Annotated in this window: 27 protein-coding genes and 1 pseudogene; 4 read left to right on the top strand and 24 right to left on the bottom strand. The window is 57.1% G+C overall.

Features of this window, described 5'->3' with window-relative positions:
• Window positions 1–18 precede the first annotated feature (18 nt).
• Entirely contained in the window at window positions 19–528 is a 510-nt protein-coding gene (locus ACWYRJ_RS01000) for a GNAT family N-acetyltransferase (RefSeq protein WP_223580061.1), read from the top strand.
• Window positions 529–576: 48 nt separating this feature from the next.
• Here ACWYRJ_RS01000 and hisP read toward each other — a convergent pair whose 3' ends face one another.
• The 15 genes from hisP to pdxB all read right to left on the bottom strand — a co-directional run bounded on the left by hisP (window position 577) and on the right by pdxB (window position 14,591).
• The gene (gene hisP / locus ACWYRJ_RS00995) at window positions 577–1,350 is read right to left on the bottom strand and encodes a histidine ABC transporter ATP-binding protein HisP (RefSeq protein ID WP_014832781.1); all 774 of its coding nucleotides are present in this window, start codon (window positions 1,348–1,350) and stop codon (window positions 577–579) included.
• A gap of 8 nt (window positions 1,351–1,358) precedes the next feature.
• Entirely contained in the window at window positions 1,359–2,075 is a 717-nt protein-coding gene (locus ACWYRJ_RS00990) for an ABC transporter permease (protein WP_008502590.1), read from the bottom strand.
• Window positions 2,072–2,758, bottom strand: coding sequence for a histidine ABC transporter permease HisQ (locus ACWYRJ_RS00985; protein WP_014832782.1), 687 nt, complete (start codon window positions 2,756–2,758; stop codon window positions 2,072–2,074). Before ACWYRJ_RS00985 ends, ACWYRJ_RS00990 begins: the two co-directional genes overlap by 4 nt.
• Before the next feature lie 88 nt (window positions 2,759–2,846).
• Window positions 2,847–3,629 (bottom strand): histidine ABC transporter substrate-binding protein HisJ, encoded by a 783-nt coding sequence (hisJ, locus tag ACWYRJ_RS00980; protein WP_023336423.1) that lies wholly within the window; start codon window positions 3,627–3,629, stop codon window positions 2,847–2,849.
• A gap of 226 nt (window positions 3,630–3,855) precedes the next feature.
• Complete coding sequence (gene argT, locus ACWYRJ_RS00975) at window positions 3,856–4,638, bottom strand: lysine/arginine/ornithine ABC transporter substrate-binding protein ArgT (protein WP_023616063.1); 783 nt, start codon at window positions 4,636–4,638, stop codon at window positions 3,856–3,858.
• A 284-nt stretch (window positions 4,639–4,922) separates the two neighbouring features.
• Complete coding sequence (locus ACWYRJ_RS00970) at window positions 4,923–5,492, bottom strand: UbiX family flavin prenyltransferase (protein WP_149366434.1); 570 nt, start codon at window positions 5,490–5,492, stop codon at window positions 4,923–4,925.
• A gap of 89 nt (window positions 5,493–5,581) precedes the next feature.
• On the bottom strand, window positions 5,582–7,099 hold the full coding sequence (purF, locus tag ACWYRJ_RS00965; RefSeq protein ID WP_455507263.1) for an amidophosphoribosyltransferase: 1,518 nt from the start codon (window positions 7,097–7,099) through the stop codon (window positions 5,582–5,584).
• Between the two features lie 33 nt (window positions 7,100–7,132).
• A complete protein-coding gene (gene cvpA / locus ACWYRJ_RS00960; protein ID WP_000262116.1) occupies window positions 7,133–7,621 on the bottom strand; it encodes a colicin V production protein in 489 nt (162 codons plus the stop codon).
• Window positions 7,622–7,786: 165 nt separating this feature from the next.
• Window positions 7,787–8,485, bottom strand: coding sequence for a cell division protein DedD (gene dedD, locus ACWYRJ_RS00955; protein WP_111965258.1), 699 nt, complete (start codon window positions 8,483–8,485; stop codon window positions 7,787–7,789).
• The gene (folC, locus tag ACWYRJ_RS00950; protein WP_455507262.1) at window positions 8,475–9,743 is read right to left on the bottom strand and encodes a bifunctional tetrahydrofolate synthase/dihydrofolate synthase; all 1,269 of its coding nucleotides are present in this window, start codon (window positions 9,741–9,743) and stop codon (window positions 8,475–8,477) included. Before folC ends, dedD begins: the two co-directional genes overlap by 11 nt.
• Before the next feature lie 70 nt (window positions 9,744–9,813).
• Entirely contained in the window at window positions 9,814–10,719 is a 906-nt protein-coding gene (gene accD / locus ACWYRJ_RS00945) for an acetyl-CoA carboxylase, carboxyltransferase subunit beta (protein WP_111965256.1), read from the bottom strand.
• Window positions 10,720–10,873: 154 nt separating this feature from the next.
• A complete protein-coding gene (locus tag ACWYRJ_RS00940; protein ID WP_008502599.1) occupies window positions 10,874–11,533 on the bottom strand; it encodes a DedA family protein in 660 nt (219 codons plus the stop codon).
• A 28-nt stretch (window positions 11,534–11,561) separates the two neighbouring features.
• Window positions 11,562–12,374 carry a tRNA pseudouridine(38-40) synthase TruA gene (gene truA / locus ACWYRJ_RS00935; protein ID WP_111965254.1) on the bottom strand — a complete coding sequence of 271 codons (813 nt, stop codon included), beginning with the start codon at window positions 12,372–12,374 and terminating at the stop codon, window positions 11,562–11,564.
• Complete coding sequence (locus ACWYRJ_RS00930) at window positions 12,374–13,387, bottom strand: aspartate-semialdehyde dehydrogenase (RefSeq protein WP_024908943.1); 1,014 nt, start codon at window positions 13,385–13,387, stop codon at window positions 12,374–12,376. Before ACWYRJ_RS00930 ends, truA begins: the two co-directional genes overlap by 1 nt.
• A 67-nt stretch (window positions 13,388–13,454) precedes the next feature.
• The gene (pdxB, locus tag ACWYRJ_RS00925; protein ID WP_455507261.1) at window positions 13,455–14,591 is read right to left on the bottom strand and encodes a 4-phosphoerythronate dehydrogenase PdxB; all 1,137 of its coding nucleotides are present in this window, start codon (window positions 14,589–14,591) and stop codon (window positions 13,455–13,457) included.
• A 113-nt stretch (window positions 14,592–14,704) separates the two neighbouring features.
• On the opposite strand from pdxB, the gene flk reads away from it, so the two are divergent.
• On the top strand, window positions 14,705–15,709 hold the full coding sequence (flk, locus tag ACWYRJ_RS00920) for a flagella biosynthesis regulator Flk (protein WP_045402671.1): 1,005 nt from the start codon (window positions 14,705–14,707) through the stop codon (window positions 15,707–15,709).
• Between the two features lie 42 nt (window positions 15,710–15,751).
• Here flk and ACWYRJ_RS00915 read toward each other — a convergent pair.
• Window positions 15,752–16,930: pseudogene (locus ACWYRJ_RS00915) on the bottom strand (arabinose transporter).
• Window positions 16,931–17,137: 207 nt separating this feature from the next.
• Window positions 17,138–18,355 carry a beta-ketoacyl-ACP synthase I gene (gene fabB / locus ACWYRJ_RS00910; protein WP_455507260.1) on the bottom strand — a complete coding sequence of 406 codons (1,218 nt, stop codon included), beginning with the start codon at window positions 18,353–18,355 and terminating at the stop codon, window positions 17,138–17,140.
• A gap of 158 nt (window positions 18,356–18,513) precedes the next feature.
• Here fabB and mnmC point away from each other — a divergent pair, with 158 nt between their 5' ends.
• Window positions 18,514–20,511, top strand: coding sequence for a bifunctional tRNA (5-methylaminomethyl-2-thiouridine)(34)-methyltransferase MnmD/FAD-dependent 5-carboxymethylaminomethyl-2-thiouridine(34) oxidoreductase MnmC (mnmC, locus tag ACWYRJ_RS00905; protein ID WP_455507259.1), 1,998 nt, complete (start codon window positions 18,514–18,516; stop codon window positions 20,509–20,511).
• A 58-nt stretch (window positions 20,512–20,569) separates the two neighbouring features.
• Here mnmC and ACWYRJ_RS00900 read toward each other — a convergent pair whose 3' ends face one another.
• Genes ACWYRJ_RS00900 through prmB form a run of 6 tightly spaced genes read right to left on the bottom strand, consistent with a single transcriptional unit; the run spans window position 20,570 to window position 25,121 of the window.
• Window positions 20,570–20,848 (bottom strand): YfcL family protein, encoded by a 279-nt coding sequence (locus ACWYRJ_RS00900; protein WP_048029667.1) that lies wholly within the window; start codon window positions 20,846–20,848, stop codon window positions 20,570–20,572.
• Window positions 20,849–20,861: 13 nt separating this feature from the next.
• Window positions 20,862–21,407, bottom strand: coding sequence for an elongation factor P hydroxylase (locus tag ACWYRJ_RS00895; protein ID WP_111965248.1), 546 nt, complete (start codon window positions 21,405–21,407; stop codon window positions 20,862–20,864).
• Entirely contained in the window at window positions 21,407–22,216 is an 810-nt protein-coding gene (locus tag ACWYRJ_RS00890; protein WP_008502609.1) for a sulfite exporter TauE/SafE family protein, read from the bottom strand. The genes ACWYRJ_RS00895 and ACWYRJ_RS00890 overlap by 1 nt, the downstream gene beginning before the upstream one ends.
• Entirely contained in the window at window positions 22,216–23,040 is an 825-nt protein-coding gene (gene mepA, locus ACWYRJ_RS00885; protein ID WP_111965247.1) for a penicillin-insensitive murein endopeptidase, read from the bottom strand. The genes ACWYRJ_RS00890 and mepA overlap by 1 nt, the downstream gene beginning before the upstream one ends.
• A 2-nt stretch (window positions 23,041–23,042) precedes the next feature.
• On the bottom strand, window positions 23,043–24,128 hold the full coding sequence (gene aroC / locus ACWYRJ_RS00880; RefSeq protein ID WP_455507258.1) for a chorismate synthase: 1,086 nt from the start codon (window positions 24,126–24,128) through the stop codon (window positions 23,043–23,045).
• Window positions 24,129–24,188: 60 nt separating this feature from the next.
• Window positions 24,189–25,121 (bottom strand): 50S ribosomal protein L3 N(5)-glutamine methyltransferase, encoded by a 933-nt coding sequence (gene prmB, locus ACWYRJ_RS00875; RefSeq protein ID WP_008502612.1) that lies wholly within the window; start codon window positions 25,119–25,121, stop codon window positions 24,189–24,191.
• Window positions 25,122–25,266: 145 nt separating this feature from the next.
• Here prmB and smrB point away from each other — a divergent pair, with 145 nt between their 5' ends.
• On the top strand, window positions 25,267–25,818 hold the full coding sequence (gene smrB / locus ACWYRJ_RS00870; RefSeq protein WP_008502613.1) for an endonuclease SmrB: 552 nt from the start codon (window positions 25,267–25,269) through the stop codon (window positions 25,816–25,818).
• Window positions 25,819–25,864: 46 nt separating this feature from the next.
• Here the strand turns inward: smrB and sixA are convergent, their stop codons facing one another.
• Window positions 25,865–26,350, bottom strand: coding sequence for a phosphohistidine phosphatase SixA (gene sixA / locus ACWYRJ_RS00865; protein ID WP_045330962.1), 486 nt, complete (start codon window positions 26,348–26,350; stop codon window positions 25,865–25,867).
• Between the last annotated feature and the right edge of the window lie 37 nt (window positions 26,351–26,387).

Below are 26,387 nucleotides of genomic sequence, written 5' to 3'. Positions count from 1 at the left end.
TGAAGATATGGCGTAACAATGGCAACCATCACCACACCCCGGCTTTACCTCACCCCCTTCGAACCCACTGACTGGGCCTTCTTCCGCTCGCTACGAGAAGATCGCAGTATCATGCGCTACATGGCCGCCATCGCCCCGGAAAAAGAGACCCGACGCGTGTTTGCCGCGCGACTCGCTGCTGCTCATGTGTTTGTTATTCGCGCCCGGGATGATGATACGCCGCTGGGCGATATCGGCCTGCAAATCAGCCCTGAGAATCGTGAAGAGGCAGATATTGGCTATACGGTTGTGCCTGCCGCGCAGGGCAAAGGTATCGCCAGCGAAGCGCTGCGCGCGGTGTGTGATTATGCGTTCAACCAGACCGGCGTGAAAGCGATTAACGCGTATGTCCTGGCGGACAACGGCGGGTCGGTGCGGGTGCTGGAGAAAGTCGGGTTCGTGCGTACGCAGGTGCTGGAAAAGGCGTATGAGATTGACGGCGTGCGCTATGACGACTGGGTGTACAGGTTGGAGTGCGGTGCGGCCTGATGCCCTCACCTCGCCCCTCTCCCATAGGGAGAGGGGGAAAGACAAAATCTACTTCAACGACCCCTTCAGGAACTGCTGCAAACGCGGGCTTTGCGGGTTCGCCAGCACTTCGTCCGGGTGCCCCTGCTCTTCAATTTTCCCCTGATGCAGGAAGATAACGTGGTTCGAGACGTTACGGGCGAAGCCCATCTCGTGCGTCACCACCACCATCGTTTTACCCTCTTCGGCCAGCTTCTGCATGATGCGCAGCACTTCGCCAACGAGTTCGGGGTCCAGCGCGGAGGTCGGTTCGTCGAACAGCAGCACTTCGGGCTCCATCGCCAGCGCGCGTGCGATGGAGACACGCTGCTGCTGACCGCCGGAGAGATGCACCGGGTATTTCATCTGCTGGCGCTCGTCGATGCCCACTTTCGCCAGGTATTTCACCGCGCGCTCGCGAGCTTCATGCTTGCTCAGGCCCAGCACCTGAACCGGCGCTTCCATCACGTTCTCCAGCACCGTCATGTGGCTCCAGAGGTTGAAGTGCTGGAACACCATCGTCAGGCGGGTACGCAGCAGGCGTAGCTGATTTTTATCCGCAACCTTCAGCTGTCCGTCTTTGTCACGGACCAGGTTAATATTCTGCCCGCTCACCACAATCGAGCCTTCGCTCGGCTTTTCGAGGAAGTTAATGCAGCGCAGGAAGGTACTTTTCCCCGAGCCGGATGAGCCGATGATACTGATCACGTCGCCAGCATTTGCCTGCAGCGACACCCCTTTCAGCACTTCATGTTCGCCGTAGCGTTTGTGCAAATCAATAACGTTTAATTTGTTCTCAGCCATCATCTTTCTCAGTGCGTCGAAGAAGGTTTTATATGCTGCAACCAGCGTTTTTCAGCCTTACGGAACAGGCTAATCAGAACATAAGAGATAATTAAATAGAGTACCGCCGCAATGCCAAACGCGGTAAACGGCTGATAGGTCGCGGAGTTAATATCGCGCGCGATTTTGAGCAGATCCGGCACCGTCGCGGTAAAGGCAAGCGCGGTGGAGTGCAGCATCAAAATCACTTCGTTACTGTACGCCGGTAACGCGATACGCAGGGCCGACGGCAGAATGATGCAGCGATAAAGTTTCACCGAGGAAAAGCCGTACGCGCGCGCCGCTTCAATCTCACCGTAAGGGACAGAACGAATCGCCCCCGCGAAAATCTCGGTGGTGTAGGCGCAGGTGTTGAGCGTCAACGCCAGCACCGTACAGTTCAGACCGCTGCGGAAGAACGCATTCAGCATCTCAGTGCCTTTTACGATCTCAAGCGTATACATCCCCGAATAGAACACCAGCAGCTGCACGTACAGCGGCGTACCGCGAAATACGTAGGTGAACAGCCAGATCGGGAACTGGATGAATTTATTGTTCGACACGCGGCCAATGGCGAGAAACACCGCCAGAATACCGCCCATCACCACGGAGGAGATCAGCAGCCAGAGGGTAATCGCCACGCCGGTAAAGCGGTAGCCATCTGTCCACAGCAGCGATTTCCAGTATTCCTGAATAATCTCAATCACAGGTCAGCCCTCTTCACACCCACGGAGTAGCGACGCTCGAGAAGAAGCAGCACACCATTGGAGACGGTCGTAAAGACCAGATAAATCACGCCGCAGACCACCGCAAAGTAGAACGGCTCCCAGGTGCTCTTGCCCGCCAGCTGAGTCGCTTTCACGACGTCTTCCAGACCGAGCAGTGAGACCAGCGCCGTGGCTTTGAGGATAACCTGCCAGTTGTTGCCGATGCCCGGAAGCGCATAGCGCATCATGGCCGGGAACATAATCCGACGAAACGTTTGTGAAGAGGTAAAACCAAATGCGGTTGCCGCTTCAATGTGGCCTTTCGGCACGGCCATGTAAGCACCGCGGAAGGTTTCAGTGAAGTAGGCGCCGTAGATAAAACCGAGGGTAATAATACCGGCCACCATTGGGTCGATATCAATTTGTCCCATGCCCATCGCGTCCGTCACGCTGTTCAGCGCAATCTGCAGACCGTAAAAGATAAGCAGCATCAGCACCAGATCGGGAACGCCGCGAATAAGCGTGGTATAGCCTTCAAAGATCAGCGCCAGCGGTTTGTTCGCCGAAAGCTTCGCCCCTGCGCCTGCCAGACCTATCAGCACCGCCAGCACCACGGAGCTGATAGCCAGCTCAAGGGTGACAAGCGCGCCCTGTAAAATAACGCCAGAAAATCCGTACAGCATACCGCGAGCCCTGTCGTATCGTGAGTGGTGGAACCGTGTCTTTTCCCCTCCCGCAGCGGGAGGGGCCGCACGTTATTTGACGGGGCGATTAGCCGCCGTAAACATTAAAATCGAAGTACTTTTTCGCCAGCTTGTCGTAGGTACCGTCAGCACGCATTTCAGCGAACGCTTTGTTCAGCGCCTCACGCAGCTCGTTGTCTTCTTTGCGCAGGCCCATACCGGTGCCCACACCAAACAACTTCACGTCCTTAATGGACGGGCCGCCAAACTTGTAATCTTTACCCACCGGCGTTTTCAGGAAGCCTTCGCTTGCCGCGACTTCGTCCTGGAATGCCGCATCAATTCGGCCTGCCGTCAGGTCAGCGTAGATATTTTCCTGGCCCTGATAGGAGACGATTTCAATCCCCTTGGGCGCCCAGTGTTCGTTGCCGTAGGTTTCCTGCGTGGTGCCCTGCAGCACGCCGACGCGTTTGCCTTTTAGCGACTCCAGCGTTGGCTGAATGTCAGAAGCTTTAGCTACCACCAGACGTGAATCGGCCGCATAGAGTTTGTCGGTGAAGGCAATCTCCTGCTGGCGTTTTTCGGTGATGGAGAGCGAGGACATGATTACGTCGATTTTTTTCGCTTTCAGGGACGGGATCAGCGCATCCAGCGGGTTCTCAACGTAGGTACACTGTGCTTTGATGCGTTTGCACAGCTCGTTGGCCAGATCGATGTCAAAACCGACCAGTTCACCCTTTGAATTCTTCGATTCGAACGGCGCATAGGTTGGATCGGTACCAATTCGGATTTTCTGCGGAATGGCTGCGAATGCCGCGGTGGCGCTGGAAAAGGCCAGTACCAGAGATAGTGACAACACGAGTTTTTTCATATTTATCCTCAACAAACTGTCTTCATACGGGATTTTTACGACGACGGGGTGGTGCTAATGTGCCATTAATCCCCTCTGCCAGGCAAAGACTAATGCCCTTCAGGCGGGAATTTTTGCATTATAAATGCGTAAGTATGCACAAAGCGATCCAATACGGTGCAGCAAATGCACCGCATTGGGTCAACCTCTCCCGCAACGCACTTTTTCGGTGCGTTAGCGCCAGGTATTATTCACCGTATACGTTGAAGTCGAAGTATTTCTTCGCCAGTTTGTCGTAAGTACCGTCTTTACGCAGCTCTGCAAAGGCTTTGTCGAAGGCGGCTTTCAGCTCGGTATCATCCTTACGCAGGCCAATACCGGTGCCGTCACCAAAGTACTTTTTGTCTTTTACAGACGGGCCAGCAAACGCGAATTCTTTGCCCGCAGGCTGCTTCAGGAAGCCTTCGCTCGCGGCGACTTCATCCTGGAATGCAGCATCCAGACGGCCTGCCGCCAGGTCAGAGTAAATCAGATCCTGGTTCTGGTAAGCCACCACGTCTACGCCCTTCTCACGCCAGTTAGCATTGGCATAACCTTCCTGCGTCGAGCCCTGAAGCACGCCGACGTGTTTGCCCTTCAGAGAGTCTATGGTGGGCTTAATCGGGGAGCCTTTCGGCGCAATCAGGCGAGAATCCGCGGCGTAGAGCTTGTCAGAGAAGGCAATCTCCTGCTGACGTTTTTCGGTGATGGAGAGAGAAGAGATAATGGCGTCAATTTTCTTGGCTTTCAGCGACGGGATTAACGCGTCGAAGTCGCTGCCCACCCATGTGCATTTCACCGCAATGCGCTTGCACATTTCATTACCCAGATCGATATCAAACCCCACGAAATCGCCTTTCGCATCCTTGGAAGAGAATGGCGCGTAGGTTGCGTCTGTACCGATACGAACCGTCTGTGGAAGCGCTGCGTAGCTACCTGCTGCCGCACTTAACCCCACGAGCAAAGACAGAGCCAGAACCGTCTTCTTCATACATTTACCCTCAAGTACCGTGATTTTATTATGTATTGTGTTGTGTTGCAGGCTTCATCTTGCAGGTCTTATGCCACATTGCCGTCTGGTCAAAACTTCGACGTTAAATATGTTAATAAAACGTTGCGATATTGCCTTAATGGTGAAAGATAGCAGGTCTGCCGAACGAACCGGAAAGAGAAAAAGGGAAAAAACGAATTAAATGTCGAGGATATGATCGCCGTTGCATAATTGCCCTGAAACAGGGCAACTTGTCTTTTCATGCACCTGGTTTGTGCACAGATTCAGGCACCCTGCCAGCGGCTGAAGAGATCTTCGGGCAGGTCGATGTCAAACTGATCCAGCACGCGGTTAACGGTCTGATTAATCACGTCATCCAGCGAGGTCGGGCGATGATAGAACGCGGGTACTGGCGGCATGATGACAGCGCCCAGCTCCGCAGCCTGCGTCATTAAGCGCAGATGGCCCAGGTGCAGCGGCGTTTCCCGCACGCAGAGCACAAGAGGGCGACGCTCCTTCAGCACCACATCCGCCGCGCGCGTCACCAGGGTGTCCGTATAGCTATTCACAATGCCGGAGAGCGTTTTAATTGAACAGGGCAGGATAACCATGCCGGCCGTTTTAAACGAGCCTGAGGAGATGCTGGCGGCGATATCACGAGCATCGTGAACCACGTCCGCCAGTGCCTGAACATCGCGCAGGGAGAGATCGGTTTCCAGAGAGAGGGTCTGCCGCGCCGCCTGGCTCATCACCAGATGGGTTTCGACGTCCGCCACGCTACGCAGAACCTGTAACAAACGTACGCCGTAAATCGCGCCGCTGGCGCCGCTGAGCCCAACAATGAGTCGTTTCATGATTTTCGCCCTTACTGATTTCAGGGCAGACTGTGCAGGATTTTGCGGGGAGTTGCAAGTGAGGGCATTCGCCCTCACCTGCCGGAGCATCAACCTTCGTTGTGCATCTCTAAGCTTTCGAGATCGTTCTGCAGCTGGACGGCTTTGGCGTCGTCGTTGCGCAGTGAATCAAGATAGTCGAGGTACTGCTGGTCAACGTCTTTGGTCACGTAAATACCGTTAAACACGGAGCATTCAAACTGCTGAATTTCCGGATTCTCGGCACGCACCGCGTCGATAAGATCGTTCAGATCCTGGAAAATCAGGCCGTCGGCACCGATGATCTGACGAATTTCATCCACTTCACGACCGTGAGCGATCAGCTCGTTGGCGGTTGGCATATCAATACCGTACACGTTCGGGAAGCGAATCTCCGGCGCAGCAGAGGCCAGGTAGACTTTCTTCGCACCCGCTTCGCGCGCCATCTCGATAATCTGCTCAGAGGTGGTGCCGCGAACGATGGAGTCATCCACCAGCAGAACGTTCTTGTCGCGGAACTCCGCGCGGTTGGCGTTCAGCTTGCGGCGCACGGACTTACGGCGCAGATGCTGCCCCGGCATGATAAACGTGCGGCCAACGTAGCGGTTCTTCACGAAGCCCTGACGGTATGGCTTATCCAGAATGCGGGCGATCTCCAGCGCGATATCGCAGGAGGTTTCCGGGATAGGAATAACCACGTCGATGTCGAGATCGTCCCACTCGCGGGCAATCTTCTCGCCCAGCTTGGTGCCCATGTTGACGCGCGCGCTGTAGACGGAAATCTTGTCGATGAAGGAATCCGGACGGGCAAAGTAAACGTATTCAAACAGGCACGGGTTACTGACCGGGTTATCGGCACACTGGCGGGTAAACAGCTGCCCCTTCTCGGTGATGTAGACCGCTTCGCCCGGCGCAACGTCGCGCAGGAATTCGAAGCCCAGGGTATCCAGCGCCACGCTTTCAGAGGCAACCATATATTCAGTACGGCCATCGCCAAGGTCGCGCTTACCGAGCACCAGCGGACGAATGCCGTTTGGATCGCGGAAGGCGACCATACCGTGACCGATGATCATCGCAACGCAGGCGTACCCGCCGCGGATCTGACGGTTTGTCGCAGCAATCGCGGCAAAGATGTTGTCTGCTTCCAGCGGATAGTGACGGAAGTTATCCAGCTCGCTGGCGAACACGTTGAGCAGGATTTCAGAATCAGAGGTGGTGTTAATGTGGCGACGTTTCTCTTCGAACAGCTTTTTACGCAGCTCATGTGCGTTCGTCAGGTTGCCGTTATGGGCAAGGGTGATGCCGTACGGTGAGTTGACGTAAAAAGGCTGTGCCTCAGAGGCGCTGGAACTGCCAGCAGTAGGATAACGAACGTGACCGATCCCCATATTACCTTGCAGACGCTGCATATGGCGGGCTTCAAACACATCGTTTACCAGGCCATTCGCCTTGCGTAAACGGAAGCAGTTGTTTGCATCAATGGTGATGATACCCGCAGCATCCTGCCCACGGTGCTGAAGCACCGTTAACGCGTCATAAATCGACTGGTTTACCGGCATGAAACCGGCGATACCGACAATACCGCACATTCGTCTTTTCCTCGTTAAGCCACATCTCAGGGTTTATGCCCTGGGCAAAAAACTCGACGAGCTTTGCAGATAGTCAAAGAACCATCTGATGATGAAGCTGAACTCTGGAATGAGCTGCGATTTCTGCCAGTCTTCGCTTTTGGAGAACCCGGTGAAGGTATCCAGGAAGAACAGGATCGCGGCCACAATCAGCACGCCTCGTAACGCCCCGAAACAGATCCCGAGCACCCTGTCCGTTCCTGACAGACCGGTTTTCTCGACCAGCTGACCTATCACGTAATTCACGATAGCGCCGACAATCAGCGTTGCGATAAACAGCACCGCGATGGCAATTCCGTTTCGGACCAGTTCATCTTCAAAGCCCGTGAACCAGACAGACAGGTAAGTGTAGTAATGACTGGCGACAAAGAAAGCACAACCCCAAGTCACCAGCGATAACGCTTCACGAACAAAGCCACGGATCAGGCTAACCAGACAGGAAAAACCAATCACCGCTATGATGGCGTAATCAATCCAGACCATATGTGTCCCACGATTAAACGCCCTGTCATCCAGTTCGGGGCGAATTCTAACAGAAAAAGAAAACGTTTGCGTAGGGATTTCCTTCCCGCGCGTAAATAAAAAAGGCGCTGAAAAAATGTTCAACGCCGTGGCCTATCGCCTCTCTCTTAAAGGAGCAGGTCGTACTTAGTTTGCGCTGTAGCCCATCACCACACCGCTCAGGCCGGAGATCTGCTTCAGCTCACCCAGCGACCCTTTCAGTTTGTCTTTAGACGCTTCTGGCCCCACGAGGATACGGGTAATTTTACCCTGCACCGGCGTGGAAGGTGAAGTGTAAACACGATATCCCGCACTGCGCAGTTTGCTTACGACCTCGTTGACTTTATCGGCATTTTTCAGCGCACCGAGCTGCACCACGTAGGCTTTACCCGTTGGGGCAGCAGCGTCCTGCTGCGCCGGTTTTGCTGGCGGTGGGGTTTCTGACGCCGCGGCGAGCTGTTCTGCCGTTTTATCCCGCTGCGGTTTCGGCTGCGGCTTCTCAACCGGCTTCGGTTTTTCAACCGGTTTAGGCTGCTCTACCGGCACCGGATCGATATCGCTGCTGCTCGCTGCCGCCAGGCGAGACGGATCGAGCGACGGTGCTGCGGCATCGCCCGCGCGCACCTCTTCCGCCGCCCCTTCCGGTGGCTGAGCAGGCAGCGCCTGCGTCGCCGCTGGCAGCATATCCGGCTCATCGCGGTCACCCGGTTTAGGCACCAGCGGAATAGCGGCAAACTCATCCTGATAATGCTTTTTCTGCCCGTCGAGCAGCCCGGGAAGAATAATCACCCCGAGCGCGACCAGCACAATGGTTCCTGTTAAACGGTTCTGAAACTTACTCGCCACCGGTTCTCCCCGCGTCCATCACTTCCATGACATGTGCCACCGTGTGGAATGAACCACACACCAGCACGGTATCTTCTGGTTTAGCATCCGCCATCGCGGCATGCCAGGCCTGAGCCACGCTACTGTAGATTGCGCCTTTGCCGAGATGTTCCATCAGCTGCTCAGCCGTCGCGCCGCGCGGCCCCTCCAGAGGAGCACAATACCAGCTATCGACCACACTCTCCATGCAGGCCAACGTCCCGCCGATATCTTTATCATGAAGCATACCGATAACCGCCAGCACGCGCCCGGTTTTTGGTAACGATTTGAGACGTCCCGCGAGATACGCCGCCGCATGCGGGTTATGCGCCACGTCCAGAATCAGGCGCGGTGACTCGCTGACAATCTGGAAACGCCCGGGCAGAATCGCGTTCTGTATGCCGTCGCGGATCGCCTGCTCGCTGACCACGAGGCCGCTCGCACGAAGTGCCGCCAGGGCCGTCGCCGCGTTAGGCTGTGGTACCTGCGGCAGCGGCAGGTTGTCCAGCGCGCCCTGTGCATCGCTAAAGCACCAGGCGTTGTCACACACTTCATACTGCCAGTCAACGCCGCGGCGCAGCAGACGCGCGCCCTTCTCGCTTGCTACGTCAGCAATAGTGTGCGGCATATCCGGCTCGCCGACCACGGCGGGCTTATTTGCGCGGAAAATACCGGCCTTCTCGCGGCCAATGCTTTCACGATCCGGACCCAGCCAGTCGATATGATCCAGCGCGATGCTGGTGACCACCGCCACATCTGCATCCACGATATTGGTTGCATCAAGACGTCCGCCGAGGCCAACCTCAAGGATCACCACATCCAGCTGCGCCTGTTTAAACAGCCACAGGGCCGACAGGGTGCCGTATTCAAAATAGGTTAATGAGATCTCACCGCGCGCGGCTTCAATTTCCGCGAACGACGCCGTATGCGCGGATTCCGGCAGTTCGCGATTTTGCACGCGAACCCGCTCGGTGTAGCGGACCAGGTGTGGAGAGCTGTAAACGCCTACCCTGTAACCGGCCGCCATCAGGACGGACTCCAGCGTGCGGCAGGTCGTGCCTTTACCGTTGGTCCCTGCGACGGTGAACACGAAAGGTGCCGGTTTGAGCACATCAAGACGCGCGGCAACCTGGCTCACCCGTTCAAGCCCCATATCGATGGTTTTACTGTGCAGGTTTTCCAGATAAGAAAGCCACGCGGCCAGGGGCGACGTGGCTTGGGGAATGCTTTTATTTTCCATAATGCCCGGTTGTCATTAACAGATTAGAAAGCAAAAGGGCAGCGCCAACCGGCCCTGCCCTTTTCAGTTATCAGGCCTCGGGTTCCTGATCCGGTACCACCACGCCTTCGCGCGGCTCATCCGGGTTTGGCGCTGGCAGATTCATCAGCTTCGCCAGGATGCTCGCCAGCTTCAGGCGCATTTCCGGACGGCGGACGATCATGTCGATGGCGCCTTTCTCGATGAGGAACTCACTTCGCTGGAAGCCCGGCGGCAGTTTTTCACGAACGGTCTGCTCGATAACGCGAGGACCCGCAAAGCCGATCAGCGCTTTTGGCTCAGCGACGTTCAGGTCGCCCAGCATCGCGAAGCTCGCGGAGACGCCGCCCATGGTTGGGTCGGTCAGCACGGAGATGTACGGCAGACCGCGTTCCTGCATCTTCGCCAGCGCTGCTGAGGTTTTAGCCATCTGCATCAGAGACATCAGCGCTTCCTGCATACGTGCACCGCCGGAGGCAGAGAAGCAGATCAGCGGACAGTTATCTTCCAGCGCCTGCTCAACGGCACGCACAAAGCGCGCACCGACCACCGAGCCCATTGAGCCGCCCATAAAGGAGAACTCAAACGCAGCGGCAACAACCGGCATCCCATGCAGGGTGCCTTTCATGACGACCAGCGCGTCTTTCTCGCCGGTCTCTTTCTGTGCGGAGGCCAGACGATCTTTATATTTCTTGGAATCGCGGAACTTCAGCACGTCTTTTGGCTCAAGCTCGCTGCCCAGTTCTACCAGAGAACCTTCGTCCAGCAGGCTATGCAGGCGGTTGCGCGCCGACATACGCATATGGTGGTCACACTTCGGACACACCTCAAGGTTGCGTTCCAGCTCTGCGCGATACAGAACCTGACCGCAGCTATCACACTTCGTCCATACCCCTTCAGGAATGCTCGCTTTGCGCGTTGGGGTAATGTTGCTTTTAATTCGTTCAATCCAGCTCATTGATAACCTTTCTGCCTGAACCTGGTCGTATGCCAGTTTTGCTATAAGAGGCGAATAATGCCATTTTTGCCTCCAACAGACCATGAATGTTGCACATTAAAACATAACAGCCCGAAACTTTGGATAAAAAAGTGGTCGAACCGCCAGCGTGCATTTACTTCGCTTGTTTTGCCGCCGCACGTTTGTGACGAATAATTTCGATAACGCCAGGCAGTACGGAAAGCACAATAATCGCTACAATCAGTAACTTAAGGTTTTCCTGAACAACCGGAAGATCGCCAAACAGGTAACCCGCATAGGTAAACAGCAGTACCCACAGCAGCGCCCCCACGACGTTATACATGGCAAAATGACGATAGGACATATGTCCCATTCCCGCCACAAACGGTGCAAATGTGCGCACAATAGGCACAAAACGCGCAAGGATAATGGTTTTACCGCCATGGCGTTCATAAAACGCATGGGTTTTATCTAAATAACTGCGACGGAAAATTTTCGAATCCGGATTGCTGAAAAGCCGCTCACCGAATACGCGACCAATCGTATAGTTGACCGCATCACCGACAATGGCGGCAATTACCATCAGCACAACCATAAGATGCACGTTCAGGTCATTGGTGGGTAACGCCGATAACGCCCCGGCAACGAACAGCAGTGAATCCCCTGGCAGGAATGGGGTAACGACCAGACCGGTTTCACAAAACAGAATGAGGAACAGAATGGCGTAAACCCAGACGCCGTACTGCGCGACCAGCTCCGCCAGGTGAACATCAATATGCAAAATGAAATCAATCAGAAAACGTATTACGTCCATATTGTCTAAGCCCTTATTGCACCTTTGTTTAGTCCGCTAAAAACAGCGGGCCCATTGGCGGTTTCGGCAGGTCAAATCGTTCCGGATAGTCTACTGAGACCAGATACAATCCTTCCGCTTTCGCCGTGGCTGCCGCAAGCGTTCTGTCCTTCGCTGCCAGCAGGTCTGCAATCCAGCTCTCCGGCTGGTGTCCGGCACCTACTTCCATCAGGCTGCCCACAATATTCCGAACCATATGATGTACAAAGGCATTGGCTTTGATATCCACCACCACATACGCGCCAAAACGGCTGACGTTGATGTGCATGACGTTGCGCCACGGCGTACGGGATTGACACTGCACCGCACGAAACGACGTAAAGTCATTTTCACCAATCAGACACTGCGCCGCGCGATGCATACGTTCTGCGTCGAGCGGTTCATAAAAATGCGTCACGCCCTGGCTTAACACAGCCGGACGCAGGCGCTGATTGTAGATGACGTAGCGGTAACGGCGCGCCGTGGCGCTGAAGCGCGCGTGAAAATCATCCGGCACAGCTTTCACCCAGCGCACCGCAATGTCACCAGGTAAATTCGCATTTACGCCCAGCGTCCAGGCGGCATCCTTACGCACGGCGGTGGTTTCAAAGTGAACCACCTGCCCCGTGCCGTGAACGCCGGCATCCGTACGGCCTGCGCACAGGACGTTAATCGGCTCGTTTGCCACCTGAGAGAGCGCTTTCTCCAGCTTCTCCTGAACGCTGCGAACCTCATTCTGACGCTGCCAGCCATAATATTTACTGCCGTCGTATTCAATACCGAGGGCAATTTTATGAACCGGCGTTTGTTCCACGTCTGACATCAGTACAGGTACTCCTGCACCAGTTTTTCAGCGATCTTGACCGCCATCAGCGCGCCGCCGAAACGAACGTTGTCGGCAACGGACCAGAACTGGACCTGCTCCGGCATACCGTAGTCGTTACGCACGCAGCCAACGGAAAGATGCGCGCTGCCGGTGGCATCGCCCACCTGGGTCGGGAACTCGCTCTCTTCGGAGAGGACGATGTCTTCCCCGCGGCCAAACGCATCGCGCGCCTCTTCTGCCGCCAGCGGACGCAGCGCTTCAAAGCCGACCATCTGCGCATGACCGTAGAAGACCGGGGACTGTACGACGTTTGCGGAGATCATCAGGCCATCGTCCTGCAGAATTTTACGCACCTCATCGACGATACGGCGCTCTTCGCGCACGGAGCCCTCGCGATCCGGCAATAGCGGCAGCATGTTGAACGCCAGCTGGCGGCCAAAGAAATCATCTTCATCAATCGGAATGCCGTTCAGCAGCTTCGCGCTCTGCCCGGCCAGCGCGTCAACGGCCTTTTTGCCGTTTGCGGACGCCGACAGCAGGCTGGTGACGGTAATGCGCGACAGGCCGCCGTCGTCGATCAGCGGTTTCAGTGCAGTCAGCAGCTGGCTGGTCAGGCTGTTCGGCACCGCAATGACGTTACGGTTGCGGTAGTCAGCCAGCACAAACGGGTTCACGTCCGGCACCACCAGCGGCACATCCGGCTCCATGGAGAACAGGCCGCTCAGGTCAATCACCAGGCAGCCTGCGTTGGTCGCCTCTTCAACGTACGCCGCAGTGGCTTCAGCACCTGCAGCGAAAAACGCCAGCTGCGCCTGCGTCCAGTCGAACGCCGCCGCATCCTGAACCATGACGGATTTACTGTTAAAACGCAGATGCTCACCCGCGCTATCGGTACGTGCCAGCGCATAGATATCGCCCACCGGGAACTGACGCTCAGCAAGCGTTTCGAGCAGGGCTTCGCCCACGGCACCCGTGGCACCTAAAATGGCAATGTTCCAGCCTTCAGACATGGTGGTTTACTCCAGAAATAAAAAAGCGTCCCTGTCGGAGTATCCGACAGGGAGCATTAAGAAGACATTAATGCGCCGGGTGATGAACGGCGTTAAACCCCAGCTTGTGCAGCAGCGTCGCCGCCGGGGCGTCGTCGCACATCACATACAGGGAAGACCACTCGCGGCGCTCAACGTAGTTCTTGCGCAGCTTATCAAACTCGCCCGGGATCCCCGCCACTTTACGCAGCAGCGCATCATCGCGGCGCACATCATACACCAAATGCACCAGCCTTTTCAGCGTTGCCTGATCGAGCGGGCCGTGGAGAGTAATGCGGCCAAATTCAGGCGCGGGGAGTAAGGTATCCAGCGCCACCTGCTGCGGATGACCGATAAAGGCGCTATAGGCCTCGAAGACCTGCGTCGTGCCGCGGGCTTTCCCTTCGAGGGTATAACCGGCGATATGCGCGGTGCCCACGTCCACCTTGTTAAGCAGCTCAACGTTGAGGTCCGGCTCCGGCTCCCAGACGTCCAGCACCACGCTGAGGTCTTGTCCTTCGTTCAGACACGTCAGCAGCGCGGCGTTGTCTACCACAGGACCACGACAGGCATTTATCAGAATAGTGCCAGCCTTCAGACGGCGAATGAGCGCCTCATCGGCAAGATGCAGCGACTTATACGGACCCTCTTTAAACAGCGGCGTGTGGAATGTCAGCACGTCACACTGTTCAACCAGCTCGTCCAGCGAGCGGAAATCCCCGTCCTCGCCGTTGTCTTTGCGCGGCGGATCGCACAGCAGCGTGCGGATCCCTAACGCTTCCAGGCGCTTTTGCAGGCGCCCGCCGACGTTACCCACGCCGACAATCCCCACGGTGCGGTCTTTCAGCGCAAAACCGTCGCGCTCGGCCAGCATCAGCAGCGAGGAGAAAACGTATTCCAAGACGGCAATGGCGTTGCAGCCCGGTGCGGCGGAAAAACCGATTCCGGCCTGCTTCAGCCATTTATCATCCACATGATCGGTCCCTGCCGTTGCGGTCCCAACGAACTTAATCGCCTTACCGGCGAGCAACGCCTCATTTACCTTGGTCACCGAGCGCACCATCAGGGCGTCGGCATCGTCCAGTTCGTTGACCGGGATCGGGCGACCAGGAACAGCCTTAACGTTACCCAAGCGGCTAAATAGCTCACGGGCGTAAGGCATATTTTCATCAACGAGGATTTTCACGTCTGAGTACCTGTTTGAGAGGAAGAAAACCTGCCAAGTGTGCCATAATCTGGCCGCCAGGCATATACGTCTGCCAGGTTTACGCTGAGTTTTGACTTTAAGGATTTTTGACGATGCAGCCCATTTCAGGTACGCCGCCACGCCCTCCGGGTGAAGGCCCGGTCACGCCAAACGTTGCCGGTGAACAACCGCTATCCACGCAACAGCGCACCGTGCTGGAGCGACTGATCACGCGCCTGATTGCGCTGACTTCGCAGCAAAACGCGGAAGTCTGGGCCGGGGTGAAGCATGATTTAGGCGTGAGGAACGACGCACCGCTGCAGTCGCGCCATTTCCCGGCGGCCGAACAAAATCTGAACCAGCGTATTACGACCGCGCAGCAGAACCACACCACGCGCCAGATTGTTTCTCAGCTGACGGAGCTGCTGGGCCAGGGAAATAACCGCCAGGCGGTGAGTGATTTTATTCGCCAGCAGTATGGTCAGACCGCGCTGGGCCAGCTGACGCCCGACCAGCTCAAAACCGTGCTGACCCTGCTGCAGAATAACGAGCTGTCTATTCCGCAGCCACAGGTGCGCCCGGCGACCGAGCGTCCTCTGCTGCCCGCCGAGCACAATACGCTCAAGCAGATGGTGACGAAGCTGGCAGCGGCCACCGGTGAACCAACGAAGCTTATCTGGCAATCCATGCTGGAGCTGTCCGGCGTGAAGGCGGGTGAGTTGATCCCGGCCAAACAGTTTACTCATCTGGTGACCTGGCTTCAGGCGCGCCAGACGCTCAGCACCCAGAGCGCCCCTACCCTGCATACCGTCCAGGCCGCGCTGAAACAGCCGCTTGAGCCGCACGAGTTCGAGGTGATTCGGGATTACGCCCAGCAAAACTGGCAGGCCACGCCGCAAACGGTACTGACCACCGCGCAGGTGCAGGATCTGCTCAACCAGATCTTCGTTCGCCGCGCAGAGCGTGAAGGCGGCGTGCCCGAGGTAAGAAACATTCAGCCGATCTACAGCCCGCTGTTTGCGCCGGTCGTGGAAACCTTCAGAACGCTCTCCGCGCGTCCGGGATTGATGTTTATTGCGCTACTGATTGCACTGGCGATTTTCTGGCTGGTTGTCTGAGGTTTGGCCCGGTGGCGCTGCGCTTACCGGGCCTACAACGGCTCAAGTCCTGCGAAACGCCACCAGCGTCACCACGATCCCAACCACCGCGGAAACCGCACCTGCCAGGAAGACGGACGGATAGCCAAACGAGGTGGCTAACACCCCTGCCAGCGGTCCGGTTACCCCGTATGAGATATCCTGAAACGCCGCATAGCCGCCCAGCGCCGTACCGCGCACCTGCGGGGCCACGCGCTTCACCACTTCAACACCCAGCGCCGGGAAGATCAGTGAACAGCCGCAGCCGGTCAGCGCCGCACCAAGCAGCGCAACGGAAGCCACGGGAGCATTCTACAGCAGCAGCAGACCGATGGTCTCAATCACCAGCGACGCCACCGCCACCTTCACGCCGCCAAAGCGATCCGGCATCCAGCCGAAGAAGACGCGCATTAGTACAAACGCGCCGCCAAAAGCGGTGAGCGTAAAACCGGCCATCGCCCAGCCACGGCTCATAAAATAGAGCGAAACGAACGTCCCAATCACCGCAAAACCCACGCCCTGCAGCGCCAGGCCAAGACCCGGCTGCCAGATTTGGCCTACCACGCTCCACAGGGAAGGTCGCTCGCCTTTGTGCGCGGGCACCTTACGCACCGAGCCGTTAAACGCCCACGCCAGCAGAGGTAAAACCATGGCGGTTGCGGCCAATGCCGCAAATCCAAACTGGCTATTGATAAGCAGCCCAAGCGGCGCACCAGCAGCCAGCGCGCCATAGATAGCCATACCGTTCCAGGACATCACCTTACCGGAACGAGCAGGCCCCACCAGCCCCATTCCCCACGTCAGGGTGCCGGTCAGCAGCTGGCTTTCACCGAAGCCAAGAATTAAACGGCCCAGTACAAGCAGCGCAAATTTATACGCGGCATCGACCGGCAGTAGAGCCGCCAGCAGCCAGGCGCCGCCCGCCAGCCCGCAGGCAAACATGCCCTGCAGCGCCGAGCGCTTGGCACCGTGCTGATCCGCCAGACGTCCGGCGTAACCGCGGGTTAATACCGTGGCTAAAAACTGAATGCCCACGGCAATGCCGACCATGGTGTTGCCATAGCCCAGTTCCTGATGAACGAAAAGCGGGATCACCGGCAGCGGCAGGCCAACGGTCATATAGGTCAGGAATACCGCAAAGGCGATACGGAACAGCGAGACGTTCGCTGAAGGGGTTGTTTCTGTTTGAGTTACTGCAGTCATGCTTTACTCCGAAATGAAGAGTAAGGCGGGAAAATGCCACGCCCCCTCTACCTGATTATCAGGATTAAGGTGCGTTGGTTGACGTTAAACGCTTACGCATTATCGTGAGGATAATGTTGAGGGGTGAAGTTTGCCTGTGAGATCAGCCGCTTGTCAATGCATAAAAAAGGGAGCCTTATGGCTCCCTTTCAGAATCAAACTTAAAGCTTATGCTTTCAGCTTACGCATAACCAGCGTGGCGTTGGTACCACCGAAGCCGAAGCTGTTTGACATTACGGTAGTCAGCGCCGCTTCCGTTGGTTTGGTCACGATGTTCAGGCCGGCAGCCTGCTCGTCCATCTCTTCAATGTTGATGCTTGGCGCGATAAAGCCGTTTTCCAGCATCAGCAGAGAGTAGATCGCTTCCTGCACGCCAGCCGCACCCAGAGAGTGACCGGTCATGGCTTTAGTCGCGGAGATCGCCGGGCTGTTGTCGCCGAAGACTTCACGGATCGCACCCAGCTCTTTCACGTCGCCTACAGGAGTAGAGGTACCGTGGGAGTTCAGGTAGTCGATTGGGGTGTCAACGCCGTGCATCGCCATCTTCATGCAGCGCACCGCGCCTTCGCCGGATGGCGCAACCATGTCGGCACCGTCAGACGTCGCACCGTAGCCAACGATTTCAGCGTAGATGTGCGCGCCACGTGCCAGGGCGTGCTCCAGTTCTTCAACCACAACCATACCGCCGCCGCCCGCGATAACGAAACCGTCACGGTGCGCATCGTAGGTACGAGAGGCTTTGTCCGGGGTTTCATTGTACTTGGTGGACAATGCGCCCATCGCGTCGAATTCACAGGCCATTTCCCAGCCCAGCTCTTCGCCGCCGCCAGCAAATACGATGTCCTGTTTACCCAGCTGGATCTGCTCAACAGCGTTACCGATACAGTGTGCGGAAGTCGCACACGCGGAGCTGATGGAGTAGTTCACACCGTGGATTTTGAACGGGGTCGCCAGGCACGCGGAAACCGCAGAACCCATGGCTTTAGTAACCACGTACGGACCTACCGCTTTCAGACCACGCGGGCTACGCATTGCGTCAGCACCGAATACCTGCGCTTTAGATGAGCCGCCGGAACCGGCAATCAGACCCACGCGCGGGTTGTTCTGATAAACCTCTTCGCTCAGGCCGGAATCTTTGATCGCTTCCTGCATGGAGAGATAAGCGTAAATAGAGGCATCGTTCATGAAACGAACCACTTTGCGGTCGATCAAACCGGTGGTGTCCAGTTTGACGTTACCCCATACGTGGCTACGCATACCTGAATCTTTAAACTCTTCAGAGAAAGTGATCCCGGAGCGTCCTTCACGCAGAGATGCCAGGACTTCCTGCTGGTTATTACCGATGCTGGAAACAATGCCCAGGCCAGTAATCACTGCACGTTTCATTCAATACCTCTGTAAGTCGCACTATAGTAAGTTTCGAGTCGCACAATAGCGTACACTTGTACGCCGAACAAGTCCGATCAGACATTTTCTGCGGAAATTTGCACCGATGGACTCACATCGTTAAGATCGTGCCACTGCCTGTCAGACGAGTAACTTACGTGAAACAAAACGCTATACAACCCGCCAACCTCGAATTCAACGCTGAGGGTACACCTGTTTCCCGAGATTTTGATGACGTCTATTTTTCTAATGATAACGGACTCGAAGAAACTCGCTATGTTTTCCTCGATGGAAACCAGCTCAGCACCCGCTTCCCGGCGCACCCGCGGAGCCTGTTTGTGGTCGCGGAAAGTGGATTCGGCACCGGGCTGAATTTTTTAACCCTCTGGCAGGCGTTTAACCAGTTCCACGCTGCTTACCCCGAGGCTACGCTACAAAGATTACATTTCATCAGTTTCGAAAAATTCCCGCTCACCGCGCACGATCTGCGGCTTGCCCACCAGCGCTGGCCGGAGCTTGCGCCTTGGGCAGAACAGCTTCAGGCGCAGTGGCCGCCCCACATCGGCGGCTGTCACCGTCTGATTCTGGACGGTGGACGCGTCACGCTGGACTTATGGCTCGGCGACATCAACGACCTGACCGACAGGCTCGATGATTCGATGAATCAGAAGGTCGACGCGTGGTTCCTGGACGGTTTTGCCCCCGCCAAAAACCCGGACATGTGGAGCCAGCATCTGTTTAACGCGATGGCGCGGCTGGCGCGTCCTGACGCGACGCTTGCCACCTTCACCTCGGCAGGCTTTGTCCGCCGCGGACTGCAGGAGGCGGGCTTTACCATGCAGAAGACCAAAGGCTTTGGCCGCAAGCGCGACATGCTGGTCGGTAGGATGGAGCAGACGCTGGACATCCCCGCTCAGACGCCCTGGTTTGCGCGCCGCGCCAGCGCATCGCGCGACGTAGCGATCGTTGGCGGCGGGATCGCCAGCGCCCTGCTCTCGCTCGCCCTTCTCCAGCGCGGCTGGCAGGTCACGCTCTACTGTGCTGACGACGCGCCCGCCAGCGGCGCGTCCGGCAACCGTCAGGGGGCGCTCTATCCGCTTTTAAGCGCGCACGACCCGGCTCTGTTCCAGTTTTTCCCGGCAGCGTTTACCTTCGCTCGTCGCCTTTATGACGCGCTTCCGGTGGCCTTCGACCATGACTGGTGCGGCGTCACGCAGCTCGGCTGGGATGAGAAGAGCCAGCAGAAGATCGCGCAGATGCTGTCTCTGGGCCTGCCCGAAGAGATTGCCCGCGCGGTAAGTGCGCAAGAGGTGGAAGACACCGCTGGCGTGGAAACCGGGTGTGGGGGCATTCAGTATCCGCTCGGCGGCTGGCTGTGCCCGGCTGAACTGACCGCGGCGGTCATTGCCCTGGCGCAGTCGCGCGGGCTGACGGTGCAGTATGCCTACAAGGTTGAATCGCTGAGCCGGACAGAATGCTGGGATCTGCGTTTTGCTAATGGCAAAGAGGCACGCCATGCCAGCGTTGTGCTGGCAAACGGACATCACATCAGCCAGTTTACCCAGACGGAGTCGTTGCCGGTTTATCCTGTTGGCGGCCAGGTAAGCCATATTCCCACCGCGCCTGAGCTCGGCAAACTGCGCCAGGTGCTGTGCTATGACGGCTATCTGACGCCGCAAAATCCGTCTAACGGCCATCACTGCATCGGGGCCAGCTATCATCGTGGCAAAACGGATATGCGCTACAGCGAAGTGGATCAGGCGCAGAACCGCCAGCGTCTGATTGACTGCTTCCCGGATGCGGCGTGGGCGAAAGAAGTCGACGTCAGCGCCGGAGACGCGCGCTGCGGCGTGCGCTGCGCCACCCGCGATCATCTGCCGATGGCGGGCAATGTGCCGGACTATGAGGCAACGCTTGAGGTTTATCAGAACCTTGCTGATAACCGGGATAAAGCGGTGAGCGCTCCGGTTTATCCGGAACTGTATATACTCGGCGGGCTGGGTTCTCGCGGGCTGTGTTCTGCGCCGCTTCTGGCCGAAGTCTTAGCCGCGCAAATGAGCGGAGAGCCGATTCCGCTGGACAGAATTACGCTTGCGGGCCTGAATCCGAATCGATTGTGGGTGCGGAAACTGCTGAAGGGGAAGAAGATTAAGTAGGGTGCGTTCCGGGGCCCTCACCCCGCCCCTCTCCCACAGGGAGAGGGTGGTGAAACACTTACTTCGCTTTTGCCTGCTGGAACAGGTTGTCCCACATGCCCAGCACCAGAGACTGGTCGCGCGGAGAGAGTTCCCCGGCCTGAATGGCTTTCTCCAGGCTGCGGGTCACTTCTTCGTGAACGGCGTCGGCAGAGTGATCGTCCCCCGCTTCAAGCTCGGCTACCGCGAGCGTCAGGTGACCACGCAGATAACCGCTGGCGAACAGCTCATCATCGCTGGCGTGTTCCACCATGTCATCAATTAACGCCAGAATGCGTGATTCAAATTCTGCGATCATCTTCTTTCCTCTGTTAAAGATCTTCCGGCCAAGGGAAGCATTCCGCCGCGATCGCCGGCGTGTGGTAATAATTCTGTAAGGCCTCGATCAGGCGCGCCGGACGTTCCGGGATGCCTTTCTCAAGATATTCCATCACCTGCGCATGCACGCGGCGCTGGAAGACGATACGGTCTGGCTCGAAGTCGCCTTCGAGGTTGTCACAGCTCACGTTGAACGGGAAACCCGCCGCCACGCAGAACAGCCATTCCAGCGCCTGCGGTTTGACTTCCACATCTTCAAACTGCCCCTGCGTCGCGGCGTCACGTCCGTCCGGGCAGTACCAGTAACCAAAGTCTACCAGCTCGCGCCGCGCTTTTCCGGCGATGCACCAGTGCGAAATCTCGTGCAAGCCGCTGGCATAAAAGCCGTGGGCAAAGACGATGCGGTTATACGGAACCTCGTCATCTGCAGGAAGATAGATCGGTTCGTCGTCGCCTTTAATCAGACGGGTATTAAAATCGTCAGCAAAACAGCCGTCGAAAATCTCAATCAGCTGTTCGTATTTATGCGTACTGTTCATTAGTGCATCCCCAACCAGGTGAGGATCTCCTGTCCATGGCTGTCATAAAGTAGTTTGGCGCTCATCACGGCCGAGACGATGACGATCATCGGGCGAATCAGTTTTTGCCCTTTGCTTAATACCAGGCGCGAGCCCGCGCGCGCGCCCAGGAACTGCCCTGCCATCATCACAAACCCGGTTGCCCAGATGACCTTGCCGCCAATGATAAACAGCAGCAGGCCGCCGACGTTCGAGGTGGCATTAAGCACTTTGGCATGGGCGGTCGACTTGGCGAGGTTAAACCCGGCTAGCGTCACGAACGCCAGCGCGTAAAACGAGCCTGCCCCCGGGCCGAAGAAACCGTCGTAAAAGCCGACGCAGCCCCCGGCAATCAGGGCAAACGGCAGGCCGTGCAGACGACGCTGGCGGTCTTCCTCGCCGAGCTTCGGCATCAGCAGGAAGTAGAGACCGATGCAGATAACCAGAACCGGCAGGATCTGGCGCAAAATATCCGACTGCACGTGCTGCACCAGCAGCGCGCCCGACGTTGAGCCGATAAAGGTCATCAGTATATTGAGCTTCTGATCGGCCAGGCTCACCACCTTGCGGCGAATAAAATAGAGCGACGCCGAGAGCGAGCCGCCGCAGGCCTGCAGCTTATTGGTGGCAAGCGCCTGCGCCGGGCTCATGCCCGCCGCCAGCAGCGCGGGTACGGTTAATAACCCGCCGCCGCCCGCAAGGGCATCAATAAAACCGGCCAGCATGGCCACAAAGAACAGCACCACCAGCAGCAGCGGTGACACCATAAACAGATCGACGAAATTATCCATTAAAGTACATGCTCATCCAGTAGCGCCTGGCAGGAAGGCGGCAGCGGAGGCGGTGTCTTCTTCTCAGGCTTAGAGGTTCCAGGTTTTGCCGGTTCAAACCAGCTTTGCAGTTCCGCACCGCAGCCATCGCCTGGCGGTGGTAGCGGCTGATCTTCACATTCCAGGCTATTCGCCGGGCAGCGCAGACGAACGTGCATGTGCGCACGATGCTGGAACCACGGCCGCACTTTGCGCAGCCAGTCACGATCGGTTCCGGCATCCAGGCAGAGCTGCTGCTTGATGGCCGGGTTAACGAAAATCCGCGTGACGTCGTTATCTTCTGCCGCCAGCTTGATCATGCTGGATACGTCCCGCGTCCACAGGGACGGCACAACGCGCTTGCCGTCGCTCGCCACCAGATCCAGCGCCTGCGGTTTCAGCAGTTGGGCGGCGGTCCAGCGGGCTTTAGGCAACTGCAGGAAGATATCAACATCCAGTCCGGTCTGGTGACTGGCGTGTCCACCGTTAAAACGACCGCCGGCAGGCATCCCCATATCGCCGATCAGCATCGTGCCCAGCCCCAGGTTATGAACCTGGTTTCCCAGTCGCTGAATGAACAGCACCAGATCCGGGTGGCCGAAGTAACGACGCTGGTCGGTACGCATCACCTGATAGGTATCCGATTGCAGCGGAAGTTCCTGCGCGCCCACTATACAGCCGTTGGAAAAGGCGCCGATCGACTGCGCGCTCCCCGCCACCGGATGGGTGATTTTTTGCCACGGTGTGGCGGCCAGACTGGCTCCACTGGCAAGCAGCGCCAGCAGAGCAATTGCGGTTTTTTTCATGTTTACCAGCGTGGAATGGTGGTCGTCACATCCGCATTCTGCGCGCGCTGGCGCAGGAAGTGATCCATCAGCACGATCGCCAGCATCGCCTCTGCGATCGGCACCGCGCGGATCCCCACGCACGGATCGTGACGTCCTTTGGTGATCATCTCAACTTCTTCGCCATCGCGGTTAATCGTGTGGCCCGGCACGGTAATGCTGGAGGTTGGCTTCAGCGCGATGTTGGCAACAATCTGCTGCCCGCTGCTGATCCCGCCCAGGATGCCGCCCGCGTGGTTGCTCTGGAAGCCCGCTTTCGTGATTTCGTCGCGGTTCTGGCTGCCGCGCAGGGATACCACGTCAAAACCGTCGCCAATCTCTACGCCCTTTACCGCGTTGATGCTCATCAGCGCGTGGGCAATGTCGGCGTCAAGACGGTCAAATACCGGTTCGCCCCAGCCTGGCGGAACGCCGTCGGCCACCACGGTCACTTTCGCCCCGATGGAGTCGCCCTCTTTTTTCAGGCCGCGCATCAGTTCGTCCAGCGCGTCCAGCTTGTCGGCATCGGCACAGAAGAACGGGTTTTGCTCGACCAGATCCCAGTCTTTGATCGCCAGCGGAATCTCGCCCATCTGGGTCAGACAGCCGCGGATAACGATGCCAAATTTCTGCTGCAGGTATTTTTTGGCAATGGCGCCAGCCGCCACGCGCATTGCGGTTTCACGGGCGGAAGAGCGTCCGCCGCCGCGATAGTCGCGGAACCCGTACTTTTGTTCGTAGGTATAGTCGGCGTGGCCCGGACGGAAGACGTCTTTGATGGCGCCGTAGTCCTGGGAGCGCTGATCGGTGTTTTCAATCAGCAGACCAATGCTGGTGCCGGTGGTGCGGCCTTCAAAGACGCCGGAGAGAATTTTGACCTGGTCCGGCTCGCGGCGCTGCGTGGTGTAGCGAGAGGTGCCCGGACGACGACGGTCGAGGTCGTGCTGTAAATCGGCTTCGGTCAGTTCGATGCCTGGCGGTACGCCATCAACGATACAGCCCAGCGCCTGCCCGTGTGACTCGCCAAAGGTGGTCACGCGGAATAACTGTCCAATAGTGTTTCCTGCCATCACGGCTCCGATGTTGTTGTTTGTGTTTGAGCGTTGTGAAACGGGCCGAAGCCCGCTGGATTAATCTTTATAGATGCTGAAGTGTTCGCGCGCGTCGAGCAGCTGCGCTTTGGTCAGCATAAAGACGCCGTCACCGCCGTTGTCGAACTCAAGCCAGGTGAACGGCACATCCGGGTACTGCTCTATCAGATGTACCATGCTGTTGCCCACTTCACAAATCAGAACGCCGTCGTCGGTCAGATAATCCGGCGCGCAGGCCAGAATGCGGCGGGTCAGCTTCAGGCCGTCAGAGCCAGACGCCAGACCCAGCTCCGGCTCGTGGCGGTATTCGTTCGGCAGATCGGACATGTCTTCCGCATCGACGTACGGCGGGTTGGTGACGATCAGATCGTACTGCAGCGTCGGCAGATCGCGGAACAGATCGGAGCGAATTGGCGTAACGTGATGGATCAGGCCGTGCTCTTCGATGTTGTGCTCGGTCACGGCCAGCGCGTCGGTGGAGATATCAACCGCGTCCACTTCCGCTTCCGGGAAGGCGTAAGCGCAGGCAATGGCGATACAGCCGCTCCCGGTACACATATCGAGAATGTGCTGCGGCTGATGGCCGATCAGGCCTTCAAAGTGGTTGTTAATCAGCTCGCCAATCGGGGAACGCGGCACCAGCACGCGTTCATCGACATAGAACTCGTGGCCGCAGAACCAGGCTTTGTTGGTCAGATAGGCGACCGGAATACGCTCGTTCACGCGGCGGATCACGCGCTCAACGATGCGGTGTTTTTCGCTGGAGGTCAGGCGCGCGGTGCGCATGTCTTCCGGGATATCCAGCGGCAGGTAGAGGGACGGCAGCACCAGCTGCACGGCTTCATCCCAAGGGTTATCGGTACCGTGACCGTACCAGATATTGGCGGCGCTGAAGCGGCTAACCGACCAGCGCAACATGTCCTGTATGGTATGCAGCTCGTTTACTGCTTCATCGACAAATATTTTATCCACTCTTTCCTCCAGGGCATGCTCGCATAATTTTCGGCGGCTAGTTTGCCATGAAGACGGCGATAAATCAGCAATGACGCGTACCGCTTGAGGTTAAAAAATGCGTTTAGTCGGGTACACTATCGGAAATACGAGATGAGAATGACGAATGAAAAAGAAAACATCGCTCAGTGAGGAGGATCAGGCGCTCTTCCGACAGCTGATGACCGGGACGCGTAAGATCGCGCAGGACACCATTGTCCATCGCCCGCAGCGTAAAAAAATCAGCGAAGTACCGGTCAAACGCCTGCTGCAGGAGCAGGCCGATAACAGCCACTATTTTTCAGATGAATTTCAGCCGCTGCTTAATACGCAAGGGGCTGTTAAGTATGTACGCGAAGACGTCAGCCATTTTGAGCTGAAAAAATTACGCCGCGGGGATTATTCGCCGGAGCTGTTTCTCGATCTCCACGGCTTAACGCAGATGCAGGCGAAACAGGAGTTGGGGGCATTGATCGCCGCCTGCCGTCGCGAACATGTTTTTTGCGCCTGCGTAATGCATGGCCACGGTAAACATATTCTCAAGCAACAGACGCCCCTGTGGCTGGCGCAGCACCCGCACGTGATGGCTTTTCATCAGGCACCGAAAGAGTACGGCGGAGATGCCGCGTTGCTGGTGTTGATTGAAGTGGAAGAGTGGCAACCGCCAGAATTGCCCTGACAGAATGGCGGGAAGCACATTGCACCCCGCCATATCGCACGTCACGTCAGATCGCTTTTGCCATCTTCAGGTTGCACGGACTCATTTGCCAGTTGAAGACACCTTTGCCCGTTTCGTCGAGAGAAACATTGGCAATAGCGGATGTCGTGAACATAGGAGGGGTCTCGCCAGGGCAAAGCTCAGATACCAGATAGCCAACCAGTGGCAGGTGGGAAATGACCAGTGCGGAAGCGACACCTTCATTGCACAGCGCCTGAAGATAAGCGCTGACAAGGCCTACATCGCCACACGGGGTGAGTTCAGGGAGGACATCCACGCTGGATGGTAGGTTCATACACTCCCCTACCACGTCCAGCGTCTGTTCTGCACGCAGGAACGGACTCACCAGAACGCGTTCGATGTCCACTTTTTGACCGTTAAGCCAGGTCGCCATCAGACGAGATTCGTCGCAGCCACAGACGGTCAAAGGACGTACTGAGTCACTGGCGGCATCGAGTGCCGCGTCGCCGTGACGCATGATAAAAACTTGCATATTGCACCGCTTTTGTTAACCAGAATCACCGGCGTTA

It is taken from the genome of Enterobacter sp. (genome assembly GCF_977039595.1).
The sequence above is the reverse complement of the archived record's forward strand: the minus strand, read 5'-3'. Positions and strand labels throughout refer to the sequence as shown.